A 14,218-nucleotide genomic window follows, 5' to 3' on the forward strand; every position below is an offset into this window, starting at 1 on the left:
TACCCACATGCCTGCCGGTGCACGGCGGGCAGGAGGAACTCATGTCCGAAGAAATCGAAGTTGTGAAGGTGGACAGCTTAGCAAAAATGCTAGGCCGTACCGAAGCGTCAATTAGAGAAGGGATTCGCCGGGGAGTAGCATGGCTGCCACCAAGTTTCAAGATGGGAGGCAAACACTGCTGGCTTAAAGAGGACGTGCGCAAGTTTCTGCGGGAGTTCCGAGACGGCGAGCACCAGAAGCCGAAGCTGGGTCGCAAACGAAAGGAACCACCGTCCTTGCGCGTAGCGTAACGCTACCGGATCGACTCGATAGCAGCAATCACCGACGCTATCCAGTCGACATCGCGTGAGACTTGTCCAGAGTCCAAATCATTGAACTTAAGTTGCCGAGGTCGAGAAGAGCGAAGAATATCGCCCTCATGTGCAATTTGGTTCCTGCGATGAACCAAATGATTCAGCTTTTCCTTGATTTCGGGAGATGTGACGCCTAAAGCTTTAGAGGTTTTGGTCCAGCCGTCGGCTATACCAGCCATCGACATAGCCACAGAAACTTGATCAAAAGACTGAAATGTCCTGAACAAAAGCTGTCTTTGGGCCGAGTTTTTCAAAGCGTTCCAAGGCCGGGTTTCTTTACCCTCCCGTCTACCTTCAATCACCGCATCTGCAAGAGCCGCGACATCTGAGAATGGAATTTCGAGCTTCGATAAAGCCTTCGGCAGCTTTGCATTTTTGCTGACTGCCGTAATTTCCTGAAAAACCATCCAATGCATATATGAGTCCATGGCACTAATGGCCATAACTAAGGCGGACCTAATTAGGTCGTCGCGCACTTCTATGTTGGCAGCATCGTCAGATGCGGCTAGAAGTTTCTTGCTTCGAGAAACACAGGAATTGGCAGCTTCGATAGCAGTAAACGGCATGGTATGTCTTCCTTGATTTGATTAGGGCTTATCCGAGCTTCTCCGCAAGATCTTGCGGACTAAGGTGAGTGTAACGCTTGAGCATCGCCAACGTCTTGTGCCCGGTGATGCTGGCAACTTCCATAAGCGTGAAGCCGCGCTCGAACAGGCGGCTCGTCGCTTCATGTCGCAAGTCGTGAAGCCGCAAGTCAGTAATCTTGGCCTTCTCGCAAACGCGCGGGAAGTAATTGCTGATGGTATTCAGCTTGAGATTGAAGTACCTGCCGCCGGCGATTGGCGTCGGCAACCCCTCCAAGAGTGCTAGGGCCCGCGATGATAGTGGGACCGACCGGCGCTCGCCGTTCTTCGTGTCTTCGAGGTACGCAACTTTTCCCCGCACCTGATCTTTACGCAGCATCATCAATTCGGATCGGCGCATAGCCGTTTCAACCGCCAGTTCGAAGATGACCGGGAGCACCGGATTTATCTCGCTGGCAAATTTGTAGATGGCTTTCAGTTCCTCAGCGGTAGGCCTGCGCTCGCGCTGCTTGCTGCCCTTAGGCATACGAATCGCCCGGCACGGGTTTATCAGCCCTTCAATACCCCAGTCCTTTGCCGCCACGGTGTACAGGTGACTGATCACAGCCAGGTCGAGCCGCACCGTAGCAGTGGACTTCCCGGCCTTGAGTTCGGCGTCGCGGAAGGCGGCCATGTCGCTTGACCGCAACGAAGCGAGCGACTTATGGGCAAGGTCGGAGTCCTGCCACTTTTGGATGCGCACCTTTTCCTGCTTCTCGCCCTTCTTGCCGACCGACACCTCAGACTGGTACCGCGTCAGCGCCTTAAAGAGCGTCGTGGATTCGGCCTCACGGATATCCACGAATCGCGCGCGCGACATATCGCCTTCGATCTCGGCGGCCCAGCGCTGGGCTTCTGCCTTGGTGTCGAAGGACGCAGATAGGGTGGGATATCCTTTTCGACGGATCTGGGCGCGCCAGCTCTCGCCACGTTTCTCGTAGTAGGCCATGGGGGAATCATAACCGTTGGCTGGGGGAATGGCACGTTCCCCCCATTCCCCCAAAATTCCCCCAAATAAAAAAGGCCTCGAGCGCTACAAACGCTCGGGGCCTTATATATGGCGGAGAGATAGGGATTTGAACCCTAGGTACTGTCGCCAGTACAACGGATTTCGAATCCGTCCCGTTCGGCCACTCCGGCATCTCTCCAACGGCGCGCATCATAACAGTTCGTTCGAGGAACGCGAACCCTTTTTACGGATTTTTTCGCGTTCTTTCAGATGCTTGCAGCGTTTTCCGCTTGAAGCGTTGGATCAGAGCGGTACGCCGAGACGCTGGGCGACTTCTTCGTAGGCTTCGATGACATCGCCGAGGCCCTGACGGAAGCGGTCCTTGTCCATTTTCTTGCGGGTCTCTTTGTCCCACAGGCGGCAGCCGTCCGGGCTGAACTCGTCCCCCAGGACAATCGAGCCGTCACTGAACACACCGAATTCAAGCTTGAAATCGACCAGCAGCAAGCCGGCGTCGTCGAACAGTTTGCTCAGGACTTCATTGACCTTCAGCGACAGTTCTTTCATGCGAACCAGTTGCTCGGCAGTGCCCCAACCGAACGCGACGACGTGGGAGTCGTTGATGAACGGGTCGCCCTTGGCGTCGTCCTTCAGGAAAAGCTCGAACGTGTAAGGGTTGAGCTTCATGCCCTCTTCCACGCCCAGGCGCTTGACCAGGCTGCCGGCAGCGTAGTTACGCACGACGCATTCGACCGGGATCATGTCGAGCTTCTTGACCAGCACTTCGTTGTCGCCCAGCAGTTTGTCGAACTGGGTCGGAATGCCTGCAGCCTCGAGCTTCTGCATGATGAAGGCGTTGAACTTGTTGTTCACCATGCCTTTGCGGTCGAGCTGTTCGATGCGTTTGCCGTCGAACGCCGAGGTGTCGTTGCGGAACACCAGGATCAAGCGGTCAGCGTCATCGGTCTTGTAAACCGACTTGGCTTTGCCGCGGTAGAGTTCTTCACGTTTTTCCATGATGGGCTCCGCTTGCTGAATCTTGCTGAATAGTGGGGGCGAATCGCCCGTTTGGGACGCTAGGCGATTTCGCGCCAGCCGAGCCCTGAATCCTGATCGGCCAATTGTAGCCAGTCTGCGTCGCACCCAAGGGTGTCGACGAAACATTGCCGGGCCAGATGCGGCAGGTTGTTCTTGCTGCTCAGATGGGCCAGCACCAGGTGCTGCAGATCCTGCCATCCCAACTCGTTCACCAGACCGGCAGCCTGATGATTGTTCAAATGACCGTGATCACCGCCCACCCGCTGCTTGAGAAAGTACGGGTACTGACCTCGAGCAAGCAGATCGCGGCAGTGATTGGACTCGACCATAAGCGCATCGAGCCCGCGGTAGCTGTCCAGCACCATCGGGCAATACGAGCCAAGGTCGGTCAACAGGCCGAAGCGCCGGCGCCCGTCGTTGAACACGAACTGCGTGGGCTCCAGCGCATCGTGGGCCACCGACACTACGTCGATGCCCAGACCGCCAATGCGCAAACCCTGTCCGCCCACCAGCCGAAGGCCGGCTTCGACCGGCTTGCGCATGCCACGCAGCGTGCCGTCGCTGAGGTACACCGGCACATCGTAGCGCCGAGACAGCAAACCCACGCCATGCACATGATCGGCATGTTCGTGGGTCACTAGAATGGCGCTGAGCTGCTTGCCGCTGACGCCCAGCCTGTCGAGCCGTCGCTCGGTTTCCCGCAGGGAGAAACCGCAATCGACCAGCACATACGTGTCGTTGCTCGCAACCAGCGTGGCGTTGCCGCGACTGCCGCTGCCCAGAACCGCGAAGCGCACTTAACCCAGGTTGTCCTGAATGACGCTCAACACACGACGAGCGACTTCCGTCGGCGCCACGGTGTTGATGTTCTTCTCGACCGTTACCTGAACGTTATCGCCGACCTTGCTCAGGCGAACCTGATAACGCTCGGCGCGGGCTTCTTTCTCTTCCTTGGACTCTTCACTGCCGAACACGCGACTGAGGAAGCCAGGCTTGTTTTCCGGCTTGTCGGCTTTTTCTGCCAGGTTGATGTAGTACAGGCCCAGGCTGCGGTTGATGTCTTCAACGCGCCAGTCGCCCTGGTTAAGCGCACGACCGACGCTCGACCACGCGCGATCAAGGTCCGCGCCCAGGTTCAGCACGGGGTTGCCGCTGCCGTCTTCGCTGAGGGAAACGCGGCTTGGGGTATCGAAATCACGCGCCGCCAGCAGGGACACCGAACCGCCCTTCTCGGCAGTACGGGTCAGGCTTGCCAGCATGTCGTCGGTCAGCACGGAGTCGAGGCCGACGTTGGTGCTGCGCGACGGGAATGCAGGATCATCTTTGCTGCCGGCCGGACGTTGTACGCTGACCACATAGATTTCGCTGGTATTGCGCTGCACGCCCGGCTCGATACGAACGCGGACGCGGGTTTCGGTGTTGGCGGCATCGCCACTCGAACCCATGCGCTTGGCAACCGATGCGGACAGTTCGTCCATGCGCTGCCAGGTGGTGTTGAATTCACCGGTCTGCGGACGATCTTCGGCAATACGGAAGCCGTTATCTTCAAAGTACTGGTGCGCCACAGGCCAGACTTCGGCCGGTGCGCGCTGGGCAAGAATCCAGCGGTTGTCGCCGCTCCTCTGCAGGGTGTAGTCGCCGGAGTCCTGAGCAGTGGACAGCGGTTGCGGACGCGGCACGGTGAATTCACCCTTCTGGGTGTCGTCGGCGACGTTGCGCGGGATCGGCAGCAACGGGTCCAGGCGTTTGACTTCCTGAACGCCTTCGGGCATCTGCATCGGCGGCTTCTGGGTCGCTTCCAGGTAATCGCTGCTGCGATCGCGGAAATAACCGTCCTGGCCAAAAAGCCAGCTGCAACCGCTGGTGCTGGAGATAATCAAGGCTAGTGCGGAAAGTCCGGCCAGTCGCTTCATTGCGTAATGCTTCCTCATTAGACCAATACACCGGACTGGCGCAGGGCCTGACGCAGCGGCTCGTGGCAGGACTCGCTGAGCCAGGTGAGCGGCAGACGAATACCGTCTGGCATCAAACCCATCTCATGCAGGGCCCATTTCACGGGAATAGGGTTCGATTCGATGAACAAGGTCTTGTTCAGCGGCATCAGTTTTTCGTGGATGGCGCGGGCGGTGTCGGCGTCACCGGCCATCGCGGCCTTGCACAGGTCGGCCATGGCGCGCGGCGCGACGTTGGCAGTGACCGAGATGTTGCCTTTGCCGCCGAGCAACATCAGCTCAACTGCGGTTGCGTCGTCGCCGGAATAGACCAGGAAGTCGCTGCTCACGCCGGCAAGAATATCCTTGACGCGCTGCAGGTCTCCGGTGGCTTCCTTGATGGCGATGATGTTTTTGACTGTCGACAGGCGGATAACGGTCTCGGCTGACATGTCGCAGGCGGTACGGCCCGGCACGTTGTAGAGAATCTGCGGGATGTCGACGGCTTCGGCGATGTGCTTGAAGTGCTGGTACAAGCCTTCCTGAGTCGGCTTGTTGTAGTACGGGGTGACCAGCAGGCAGGCATCGGCACCGGCGTTCTTGGCGTTGGTGGTCAGTTCGACCGCCTCGCGGGTGGAGTTGGCGCCCGTGCCGGCGATGACCGGAATGCGGCCAGCGACCTGCTGAACCACGCGGCGGATGACTTCGATGTGCTCGTTGACGTCGAGCGTCGCGGATTCACCGGTGGTGCCGACGGCAACAATGGCGTTGGTGCCCTCTTGCAGGTGAAAGTCCACCAGTTTGCTCAGGCTGTCCCAATCGAGACGACCTTGTGCATCCATGGGTGTGACCAGTGCCACCATACTGCCCGCAATCATGCAAACCGCTCCTGCCGGAAAAAGAGAGCGGTAATGGTACTGGCGCCATGATCCTTGCACAAGGCGAGCATTCCCCTCGGCGCCGGTTTTCGCTACCCTTCGGTCTTTGATCGGTACGGGTCATCTGCCCGGCTCGTTCGACTGCTCGATTTTGTCGTCACTTACCCCGCCCTGCGTCGTTATCGCGCGCCATGACAGGCTCATGGCCGCGATTGACGGCTGCGGGTCGGGGCGACATCACGATGCCTTCGTCCGTCGAGCCCGCCGGCACAGGCCTGCTGCGTACCGACCGCTCATCGTTTAGGAATGCTGCATGTCATCCATCCCCACAGTTCGCGAACAATTCCTTGTCATCAGTGCCCTTGGCGCCAACCCAATGGAGCTGACCAACGTCCTGTGCCGCGCCAGTAACGAAAGCCGTTGCTCGGTCGTCAGCTCACGCCTCACTCGCCATGGCGAATGCAGCGCGCTGATCCTGCAGATCTCCGGCAGCTGGGACGCCCTGGCACGTCTGGAAACCGGTCTGCCCAATCTGGCGAAGAAACACGCCTTCACCGTTAATGTGGTGCGCAGTGCTTCGCTGGAAAATCGTCCGGAAGCCCTGCCCTACGTGGCCTACGTCAGTTCGGCGTACCGCCCTGACATCATCAACGAGCTGTGCCAGTTCTTCATCGACCACAACGTCGAGCTGGAAAACCTGATCTGCGACACCTATCAGGCACCGCAGACCGGCGGCACCATGCTCAACGCGACGTTCACCGTGACATTGCCGGCCGGCACCCAGATCAGCTGGTTGCGTGATCAGTTCCTGGACTTCGCCGACGCTCTCAATCTCGATGCGCTGATCGAACCATGGCGCCCTCAAGCACCGATGTAAGGAGTCTCGAATGGCTGTAGAACTCGACCAACCCGTTGCCGACTTTCAGGTGCAGGCCACAAGCGAACAGGCCGTCAGCCTGTCGGCGCTCAAAGGTCAGCAAGTCGTCCTTTATTTCTACCCGAAGGACAGTACCCCTGGCTGCACCACCCAAGGCCAGGGCTTTCGTGATCACCACGCCGACTTCAAGGCCGCCAACACGGTGGTGTTCGGTGTGTCGCGGGACAGCCTGAAATCCCACGAGAACTTCAAGGCCAAGCAGGAATTCCCGTTCGAGCTGATCTCGGACAAGGATGAATCGCTGTGCCAGTTGTTCGATGTGATCAAGCTGAAAAAGCTGTACGGCAAGGAATACCTGGGCGTCGACCGCAGCACCTTCCTGATCGACAAGGACGGCGTGCTGCGCAAGGAATGGCGCGGAGTGAAGGTGCCGGGGCATGTGGCGGCGGTGCTTGAAGCAGCTCAGGCGCTGAACCAGGCTTGACCGCCCTACTTTAGGAGTGAGCTCGCTCGCGATCAGGTCGTTTAGTCATCGTATATTGACCTGGACGCCGCCGATCGCGAGCAAGCTCACTCCTACAAAAAGCAAGGCAACGCCTACAACAACGGCGCCACCGTCGGTTCGTTCCGTGGCCACGCGTCCAGTACGGCCTTGAACAGGGTCGCCAGCGGAATCGCAAAGAAAATCCCCCAAAACCCCCATAGCCCGCCGAACAACAGTACGGCGCAGATGATTGCCACCGGGTGCAGGCTCACGGTCTGGGAGAATAGCAGCGGCACCAGCACATTGCCGTCCAGCGTCTGGATGATGCCGTGGACCACCATCAGATAGATGAACTGATCGCTCCAGCCCCACTGGAACAGCGCGATGAACGCTACAGGCACCGTCACCACCACAGCCCCTACGTACGGCACGACCACCGAAATCCCCACCAGCATCGCCAGCAACGCCGAGTAATTCAGGCCCATGGTCACGAAGGCGATGTACGTCACCCCGCCACAGATAAAGATCTCGATGACCTTGCCGCGAATGTAGTTGGCGATCTGCCGATTCATTTCCTCAGCCACATGGGTAATCAGCGTACGTTCGCGAGGCAGATAGCCCCTCGCCCAACGGCTGATCATCCGACGATCCTTGAGGAAGAAGAACACCAGGATCGGCACCAGCACCAGGTAGATCATCATGTTGACCAACAGCGGCAAGCTGGACAGGGAAAACGTCAGCGCCCATTGCCCGAACTTTCCGACCTCGCCGCGAGCCACTTCTATCGCCTGCAAGACCTGCTCGTCCGACACCAGATGCGGATAACGCTCCGGCAGCAGCAACAGCAATGACTGCCACTTGGCGAGCATGCCGGGCAATTCGTTGAACAAGGTAATGAGCTGGCGCCACAGCAGAGGCACTAGCACCAGCAGAAACAGCGCCAGCGCACCCATGAACAAGGCGAAGACCAGTCCGACTGCGCCACCTTCCGGGACCCGCAGGCGTTCAAGCAGGTTGACCAACCCCTGCATCAGAAACGCAAGCACCAGCCCGGCGAGCACCGGCGCGAGCATGCCGCCGAGGGTGAGGACAACGGTAAATCCGAGAACCAACAGCACTGCCAGCACCACCGCTTCCTCGTCGGAAAAGTAGCGCTGTATCCAGTCGCGAAGCACTTTGAACATCAAGAATCCTAGGAGGGTTGCGAGGGGTCAGAAACGCTCAGGCCTTGCGTAGCCAGTACCGATAAATGCCGTCAGCGTTTTCTTCGTGCAGCAGCGCATGCCCGGCCAGTTTTGCAAAGGTACGGAAGTCGCGCTGCGAACCTGCGTCCGTGGCCGTCACTTTGAGGACCGCGCCGCTGGCCAGACGGTTGAGCTCCATCTTGGCCTTGAGCAAAGGAAGCGGGCAGTTGAGACCGCTTGCATCAAGCTCTGCATCGCAGGCTGCGGGTTGTCCTACAGCGTCAGACATCGTTTCTCTCCGGATAGACACATCCGCCCTCGCATGAAAGCCAACGGGCGGAAGAACATTCTTACAAGTTTTCCAGAATACCCCACTCTGGTCAGCAAGCCATCGAGCCAGCTACAGTGGCGCCTTTCTGCCCCAGAGTTTCGTGCATGAATTTTTTGCGCCCCACGCTGCTGACCCTCGCATGCCTGATGGCAGCGCCGAGTTTCGCAGAAGATGACCTGCCCTCCCTCGGCGACGCGAGTTCATCCATCGTTTCTCCGCAGCAAGAACATGACCTGGGGCGTGCCTGGCTCGGGCTGCTGCGCTCTGAAGTGGCGCAGCTGTCCGACCCGCTGCTCAAGGACTTCGTCGAATCGTCGGTCTACCGGCTCGCCGAAACCAGCCAGGTGCAGGACCGCCGGCTCGAATTCATTCTGATCAACACGCCGGAGATCAACGCCTTCGCAGCGCCCGGCGGGATCATCGGGGTCAACGGCGGGCTGTTCCTCCACGCTGAAACCGAAGGCGAATACGCTGCGGTCCTCGCCCACGAACTGGCTCACCTGTCGCAACGGCACTTTGCCAGGGGCGTGCAGGCGCAGCAGCGCATGCAAGTGCCGGTCATGGCAGCGATGCTCGCGGGGATTGTCATGGCCGCAGCGGGCGCGGGCGATGCGGGGATTGCCGCGATCGCCGGCACCCAGGCCGCCGCGATTCAGGAGCAGGCGCGATTCTCCCGGCAGAACGAAGCAGAAGCTGACCGCATCGGCATCCTCAATCTTGAAAAGGCAGGCTACGACCCGCGCAACATGCCCACCATGTTCGAGCGCCTGGCGCGCCAGTATCGCTATGACGCCAAGCCGCCGGAATTCCTGATGAGCCACCCGGTGACCGAGTCCCGTATCGCCGACACGCGCAACCGCGCCGAGCAAGCCAAGCCCGGCGGCAAGGAAGACAGCCCCGCGTATCAACTGATGCGCGCGCGCACCGTGCTGATTTACGAAGAAACCCCCGGCATGGCCGCCAAGCGTTTCCGTGCGCAACTGGCCGAGAATCCGAAAAACGACGCGGCTCGCTACGGCCTGGCACTGGCCCAGACCAAGGCGGGTCAGCTCAATGAAGGCCGCGAGACGCTGAAGCCCTTGCTCGACAAGGCGCCGGACAACATTCCCTACAACCTCGCCGCCGTGAACCTGGACATCTCCAACAATCGCCTGCCTGACGCTCAACAGCGGGTGGACCGAATGCTGAATCTGTATCCAGACAACTATCCGCTTAATCAGGCAAAGGTCGACGTCTTGCTCAAGCAGTCCAAGGCGCCGGAAGCGCTGAAGTCTCTGGAGATTCTGTTGAAGAGCCGACCGGACGATCCGGACATCTGGAATCAGGTGGCGGACACCCGCGGCCTGTCGGGCAACACCATCGGTCTGCATCAGGCCCGTGCGGAATATTTCGCCCTGATGGGCGACTTCAAGCAGGCGATTCAGCAGCTTGAATTTGCCAAGCGACGGGCGAACAACAACTTCCAGCTGGCCTCACGCATCGACGCGCGGCAGCAGGAAATCATTGCTCAGGAGCGGGCGGTGAAGGACATGATGAACTGAGGCGAGCTACGGTCAGCTCCAAGCGGCAAGCCATAAGCTGCAAGATGGAATGCAGCAAATCGGCTTCTCGCTTGAGGCTTGAGGCTTGCCGCTGTGAGTCAGGCGTTACCAGAGCTCTTCATACGTGCCGCCTGGGTAAAGTCGAGCATGCGCTGCAACGGCCGAACGGCGTGGGGGATAACCGCCGGGTCGACGAATATCTCGTTGGTGCCTTCGCGCAGGCATTCAAGCGTGCGCGCCAGCGTGTTCATCGCCATCCACGGGCAATGGGCGCAACTGCGGCATGCGGCGCCATTACCTGCGGTCGGTGCTTCAATGAAGACCTTGTCCGGGCACAGCTGCTGCATCTTGTAGAAGATGCCGCGATCGGTGGCGACGATGAAGGTGGTGTTCGGCAGCGTTTGTGCGGCCTTGATCAACTGGCTGGTGGAGCCCACGGCGTCAGCCAGGTCGATGACCGGCTCAGGGGACTCCGGGTGCACCAGAATGGCAGCGTCCGGGTACAACGCTTTTATGTCCTCAAGCTGTCGGGACTTGAACTCCTCATGCACGATGCAGGCGCCGTCCCACAGCAGCATGTCCGCCCCGGTCTCGCGCTGGATGTAACGGCCCAGATGCTTGTCGGGCGCCCAGATGATTTTCTCGCCGTTGTCCATCAGGCTTTCGACGATCTCCAGCGCGCAGCTGGACGTCACCACCCAGTCGGCACGGGCTTTAACGGCGGCGGAGGTGTTGGCGTAAACCACCACGGTGCGCTCGGGGTGCTGATCGCAGAACGCAGCGAACTCGTCGACCGGGCAACCAAGGTCCAGTGAACAGGTCGCCTCAAGGGTTGGCATCAGAATGCGTTTTTCGGGAGTGAGGATTTTTGCGGTTTCACCCATGAAACGCACACCGGCCACCAAAACGGTTTTCGCCGGATGGTTTTTGCCGAATCGCGCCATCTCCAAAGAATCCGAGACGCAACCGCCGGTTTCTTCCGCCAGCGCCTGGATCACCGGATCGCAGTAGTAGTGAGCGACCAGGACAGCGTCCTGAGCCTTGAGCTCGGCGGCGATCAAACGGCGGTACTCAGCCTCCTCGTCCGGGCTCAGGGTTTTGGGCTGTTTGGCGTCCAGGTGCGCTTGGACCAGAAGGCGTTCGGAGATGTGTGTCATGTCGGTGGACCTGAATGCGCATACGGACGGAAAGTCCGCATGATAGAAAACGGCCGGGAAGTTAGCACGGGATCTGTTGAGCGATCACTTACCGGCAGTCACCGACTGCTGGTCTTCAGCCGTCATGTTGGCGTTCCGGACGCCGCGAGACAGTCGCGCAATCGGGCGGAACGACCCACCCGCGAAAGCCTCGAACCCTCAAGTTAGCCATTCAATGGCAGAATCTGCGCCACTGGACAGTTTTGGAGACCCTCATGCTGCGCGTATTTGAACGACGGCTCGACCCCTTCCCACCCGACGAAGCACCGCCGCCGCCCGTAGGTCTGGCGCGTTTTCTGTGGGCCTGCACCCGTGGAGCGCGTGGCTATATCCTCGCCCTTGCAGTGCTCAGCGCCTGTGTATCGCTTTACGAAGCCTGGCTCTTCTCGTTCCTCGGGCAAGTGGTCGATCTGCTCTCGACCTGGAAGGACGGCGGCGCCACAGCGGGTGAGGAAAGTCGGGCGCTGTGGGGCATCGGCATTGTGCTGGTGATCAGCATCGGGCTGGTGGCGATGCGCACGATGGTTCAGCATCAGGTGCTGGCGATCAACCTGCCGCTGCGGCTGCGCTGGGATTTTCACCGACTGATGCTGCGGCAAAGCCTGTCATTCTTCTCCGACGAGTTCTCCGGTCGGGTCACCACCAAGGTGATGCAGACCGCGCTGGCGGTGCGGGACGTGCTGTTCACCCTGATCGAAATCGCGCCCGGCATCGGGGTTTATTTCATTGCGATCATCGCGCTGGCTGGCGGCTTTGCCTTGAAGCTGATGCTGCCGTTCCTTGCCTGGATCGTATTGTTCGGCCTGGCCATGCTGTACTTCGTGCCGCGCCTGGGCAAGGTCGGTCAGGAACAGGCCAACGCGCGTTCGTCGATGACCGGGCGGATCTCCGACGCCTACACCAACATCACTACGGTGAAGCTGTTCTCCCACTCCAAACGCGAGGCGCAGTTTGCGCGCGCGGCGATGGAGGACTTCAAGCAGACCGGCTTTCGCCAGATGCGTCTGGTGAGCCATTTCGAAATCGTCAATCAGGCGCTGGTCGTCGCGTTGATTCTGGGCGCGGGCGGTTATGCACTGTGGCTGTGGCATCAGGGTGACGTCGGCACTGGCGCGGTGGCGGCGATCACCGCCATGGCGCTGCGCATCAATGGCATGTCCCACTGGATCATGTGGCAAATGACCTCGCTGTTCGAGAACATCGGCACGGTGCAGGACGGCATGGCGACCCTGACTCAGGGCCCTAAAGTGCAGGACGCGCCGGATGCCACGGTGTTGAAGACCTCCGGCGGCGCAGTGACGTTTGACAACGTCAGCTTCAACTACAACGGCGAGCGTCAGGTGCTGGAGGGTTTGAATCTCGCCATCCGACCCGGCGAGAAGATCGGGCTGGTCGGCCGTTCAGGCGCCGGCAAGTCCACGCTGATCAATCTGCTGCTGCGCTTCTATGACGTGGACAGCGGCGAGATTCGCATTGATGGGCAGAACATCAGGCAGGTCACGCAAGACAGCCTGCGCAGCGCCATCGGCATGGTCACGCAAGATACGTCTCTGCTGCATCGGTCCATTCGCGACAACATCGCGTATGGCCGACCTGATGCCACCGATGAGGAAATCCACACCGCTGCGGCTAACGCTCAGGCAGATGGCTTCATCAGCCAGCTCAGCGACAAGCATGGTCATAGCGGCTACGACACGCTGGTGGGTGAGCGCGGCATCAAGCTGTCGGGCGGCCAGCGTCAACGGGTCGCCATTGCTCGCGTGATGCTGAAGAACGCGCCGATCCTGTTGCTAGACGAAGCCACTAGCGCCCTGGATTCGGAAGTCGAAGTCGCGATTCAGGAAAGCCTCGACGACATGATGAAAGGCAAAACCGTCATCGCTATCGCCCACCGGCTGTCGACCATTGCGGCCATGGACCGGCTTATCGTGATGGACGACGGGCGCATCATCGAACAAGGCACCCATGCCGAACTGCTTAACAAGAACGGTACTTACGCGCGGCTGTGGCATCACCAGAGCGGCGGATTTCTGGGCGAAGATCAGGGGGTCCCTGAAGCGGTGGATCAGGTTTAGTGGGCAGGCGCGCTGTATAACCGCAGCGACACGACGGCGATGGGGGTAACGCTGTCGTGTCGAGGCAGGCGCCGCCGACACTCGACGACATCGCCCATCAGAATCCGCTAGTAGACCGACTTACTAGGATGTATTCTCCGAGCCATGAATACTCCCCAAACACGTGGTTCATCTGATGTCCGTAAAGGAATCCTCGACGTCGGCCAACGCATCATGGCCGCCAAGGGGTATTCCGGCGTAGGCCTGAACGAAATTCTGGCCGCTGCGGGCGTGCCGAAAGGCTCCTTCTATCATTACTTCGGTTCCAAGGATGCTTTCGGTGAGGCGTTGCTCGAACACTACTTCGACGACTACCTCGCGGATATCGATCGCATCCTTGGCGAGCCCGGCCTGCCCATGGGCGAGCGCCTGATGAGCTACTGGCGGGTCTGGCAAGACACGCAGTCGTTCCAGGAATGCCAAGGCAAGTGCCTCGCCGTGAAGCTCGGCGTTGAAGTGGCCGATCTGTCGGAAACCATGCGCGCGGTGCTCAAGCGCGGCACGGCCGGGATTACCGACCGGCTCGGCAGCGCGATTGAGGCTGGCATTGCCGACGGCTCGCTGCCCGCCTGCGAGAACCCTTACGCCGTTGCGCAAAGCCTGTATCAGCTGTGGGTCGGCGCCAGCGTGATGGTCAAGATCGAAAGAAGCCTCGCGCCCTTCGAAACCGCCATGGCGACAACGCGCGTGATCTTGCGCCTTGCCTGATCGGCGCCCCC

The 14,218-nt window shown here is 59.8% G+C and carries 15 protein-coding genes and 1 tRNA gene; 6 read left to right on the top strand and 10 right to left on the bottom strand.

Annotated features, from left to right (window positions below):
* Window positions 1-41: 41 nt before the first annotated feature.
* Window positions 42-290 (top strand): hypothetical protein, encoded by a 249-nt coding sequence (locus tag QWI20_RS07035; protein WP_369304828.1) that lies wholly within the window; start codon window positions 42-44, stop codon window positions 288-290.
* Between the two features lie 2 nt (window positions 291-292).
* Here QWI20_RS07035 and QWI20_RS07040 read toward each other — a convergent pair whose 3' ends face one another.
* The 7 genes from QWI20_RS07040 to dapA all read right to left on the bottom strand — a co-directional run bounded on the left by QWI20_RS07040 (window position 293) and on the right by dapA (window position 5,772).
* A complete protein-coding gene (locus QWI20_RS07040; protein ID WP_369304829.1) occupies window positions 293-919 on the bottom strand; it encodes a HEPN domain-containing protein in 627 nt (208 codons plus the stop codon).
* A gap of 28 nt (window positions 920-947) precedes the next feature.
* Window positions 948-1,925, bottom strand: a complete 978-nt coding sequence (locus QWI20_RS07045) for a tyrosine-type recombinase/integrase (RefSeq protein ID WP_369304831.1) — start codon at window positions 1,923-1,925, stop codon at window positions 948-950.
* A 109-nt stretch (window positions 1,926-2,034) separates the two neighbouring features.
* Window positions 2,035-2,124, bottom strand: a tRNA-Ser gene (locus tag QWI20_RS07050).
* Between the two features lie 104 nt (window positions 2,125-2,228).
* Entirely contained in the window at window positions 2,229-2,942 is a 714-nt protein-coding gene (gene purC, locus QWI20_RS07055; RefSeq protein ID WP_192170882.1) for a phosphoribosylaminoimidazolesuccinocarboxamide synthase, read from the bottom strand.
* Between the two features lie 59 nt (window positions 2,943-3,001).
* Window positions 3,002-3,760, bottom strand: a complete 759-nt coding sequence (locus QWI20_RS07060; RefSeq protein WP_369304832.1) for an MBL fold metallo-hydrolase — start codon at window positions 3,758-3,760, stop codon at window positions 3,002-3,004.
* On the bottom strand, window positions 3,761-4,876 hold the full coding sequence (bamC, locus tag QWI20_RS07065) for an outer membrane protein assembly factor BamC (RefSeq protein ID WP_369304833.1): 1,116 nt from the start codon (window positions 4,874-4,876) through the stop codon (window positions 3,761-3,763).
* A gap of 17 nt (window positions 4,877-4,893) precedes the next feature.
* Window positions 4,894-5,772, bottom strand: coding sequence for a 4-hydroxy-tetrahydrodipicolinate synthase (gene dapA / locus QWI20_RS07070; RefSeq protein WP_369304834.1), 879 nt, complete (start codon window positions 5,770-5,772; stop codon window positions 4,894-4,896).
* A gap of 313 nt (window positions 5,773-6,085) precedes the next feature.
* Here dapA and QWI20_RS07075 point away from each other — a divergent pair, with 313 nt between their 5' ends.
* Window positions 6,086-6,649 (top strand): glycine cleavage system protein R, encoded by a 564-nt coding sequence (locus tag QWI20_RS07075; protein ID WP_037014004.1) that lies wholly within the window; start codon window positions 6,086-6,088, stop codon window positions 6,647-6,649.
* Between the two features lie 10 nt (window positions 6,650-6,659).
* A complete protein-coding gene (locus tag QWI20_RS07080; RefSeq protein WP_192132097.1) occupies window positions 6,660-7,133 on the top strand; it encodes a peroxiredoxin in 474 nt (157 codons plus the stop codon).
* A 113-nt stretch (window positions 7,134-7,246) separates the two neighbouring features.
* Here the strand turns inward: QWI20_RS07080 and QWI20_RS07085 are convergent, their stop codons facing one another.
* Window positions 7,247-8,317: an AI-2E family transporter gene (locus QWI20_RS07085; RefSeq protein WP_133772851.1), complete on the bottom strand. Its 1,071-nt coding sequence runs from the start codon at window positions 8,315-8,317 to the stop codon at window positions 7,247-7,249.
* A 37-nt stretch (window positions 8,318-8,354) separates the two neighbouring features.
* Complete coding sequence (locus tag QWI20_RS07090; protein ID WP_237253715.1) at window positions 8,355-8,606, bottom strand: sulfurtransferase TusA family protein; 252 nt, start codon at window positions 8,604-8,606, stop codon at window positions 8,355-8,357.
* A 146-nt stretch (window positions 8,607-8,752) separates the two neighbouring features.
* Between QWI20_RS07090 and QWI20_RS07095 the strand changes: the two genes are divergently transcribed.
* Window positions 8,753-10,189, top strand: a complete 1,437-nt coding sequence (locus tag QWI20_RS07095) for a M48 family metalloprotease (protein ID WP_369304836.1) — start codon at window positions 8,753-8,755, stop codon at window positions 10,187-10,189.
* A 98-nt stretch (window positions 10,190-10,287) separates the two neighbouring features.
* On the opposite strand, the gene nadA is transcribed toward QWI20_RS07095, so the two are convergent.
* The gene (gene nadA, locus QWI20_RS07100; RefSeq protein WP_369304837.1) at window positions 10,288-11,346 is read right to left on the bottom strand and encodes a quinolinate synthase NadA; all 1,059 of its coding nucleotides are present in this window, start codon (window positions 11,344-11,346) and stop codon (window positions 10,288-10,290) included.
* Window positions 11,347-11,600: 254 nt separating this feature from the next.
* Between nadA and QWI20_RS07105 the strand changes: the two genes are divergently transcribed.
* Window positions 11,601-13,460 carry an ABC transporter ATP-binding protein gene (locus tag QWI20_RS07105; protein WP_369304838.1) on the top strand — a complete coding sequence of 620 codons (1,860 nt, stop codon included), beginning with the start codon at window positions 11,601-11,603 and terminating at the stop codon, window positions 13,458-13,460.
* A 144-nt stretch (window positions 13,461-13,604) separates the two neighbouring features.
* Window positions 13,605-14,207, top strand: coding sequence for a TetR/AcrR family transcriptional regulator (locus QWI20_RS07110; protein ID WP_369304839.1), 603 nt, complete (start codon window positions 13,605-13,607; stop codon window positions 14,205-14,207).
* The last annotated feature ends 11 nt before the right edge of the window (window positions 14,208-14,218 follow it).

Origin of the sequence: Pseudomonas sp. W2-17, from assembly GCF_041060445.1 — a bacterium.
Taxonomy (GTDB): Bacteria; Pseudomonadota; Gammaproteobacteria; order Pseudomonadales; family Pseudomonadaceae; genus Aquipseudomonas.

Coding starts and splice junctions, on each gene's coding strand:
- QWI20_RS07035 (WP_369304828.1), top strand. CDS start 42: ATGTCCGAAGAAATCGAAGTTGTGAAGGTGGACAGCTTAGCAAAAATG.
- QWI20_RS07040 (WP_369304829.1), bottom strand. CDS start 919: ATGCCGTTTACTGCTATCGAAGCTGCCAATTCCTGTGTTTCTCGAAGC.
- QWI20_RS07045 (WP_369304831.1), bottom strand. CDS start 1,925: ATGGCCTACTACGAGAAACGTGGCGAGAGCTGGCGCGCCCAGATCCGT.
- purC (WP_192170882.1), bottom strand. CDS start 2,942: ATGGAAAAACGTGAAGAACTCTACCGCGGCAAAGCCAAGTCGGTTTAC.
- bamC (WP_369304833.1), bottom strand. CDS start 4,876: ATGAAGCGACTGGCCGGACTTTCCGCACTAGCCTTGATTATCTCCAGC.
- dapA (WP_369304834.1), bottom strand. CDS start 5,772: ATGATTGCGGGCAGTATGGTGGCACTGGTCACACCCATGGATGCACAA.
- QWI20_RS07075 (WP_037014004.1), top strand. CDS start 6,086: ATGTCATCCATCCCCACAGTTCGCGAACAATTCCTTGTCATCAGTGCC.
- QWI20_RS07080 (WP_192132097.1), top strand. CDS start 6,660: ATGGCTGTAGAACTCGACCAACCCGTTGCCGACTTTCAGGTGCAGGCC.
- QWI20_RS07085 (WP_133772851.1), bottom strand. CDS start 8,317: ATGTTCAAAGTGCTTCGCGACTGGATACAGCGCTACTTTTCCGACGAG.
- QWI20_RS07090 (WP_237253715.1), bottom strand. CDS start 8,606: ATGTCTGACGCTGTAGGACAACCCGCAGCCTGCGATGCAGAGCTTGAT.
- QWI20_RS07095 (WP_369304836.1), top strand. CDS start 8,753: ATGAATTTTTTGCGCCCCACGCTGCTGACCCTCGCATGCCTGATGGCA.
- nadA (WP_369304837.1), bottom strand. CDS start 11,346: ATGACACACATCTCCGAACGCCTTCTGGTCCAAGCGCACCTGGACGCC.
- QWI20_RS07105 (WP_369304838.1), top strand. CDS start 11,601: ATGCTGCGCGTATTTGAACGACGGCTCGACCCCTTCCCACCCGACGAA.
- QWI20_RS07110 (WP_369304839.1), top strand. CDS start 13,605: ATGAATACTCCCCAAACACGTGGTTCATCTGATGTCCGTAAAGGAATC.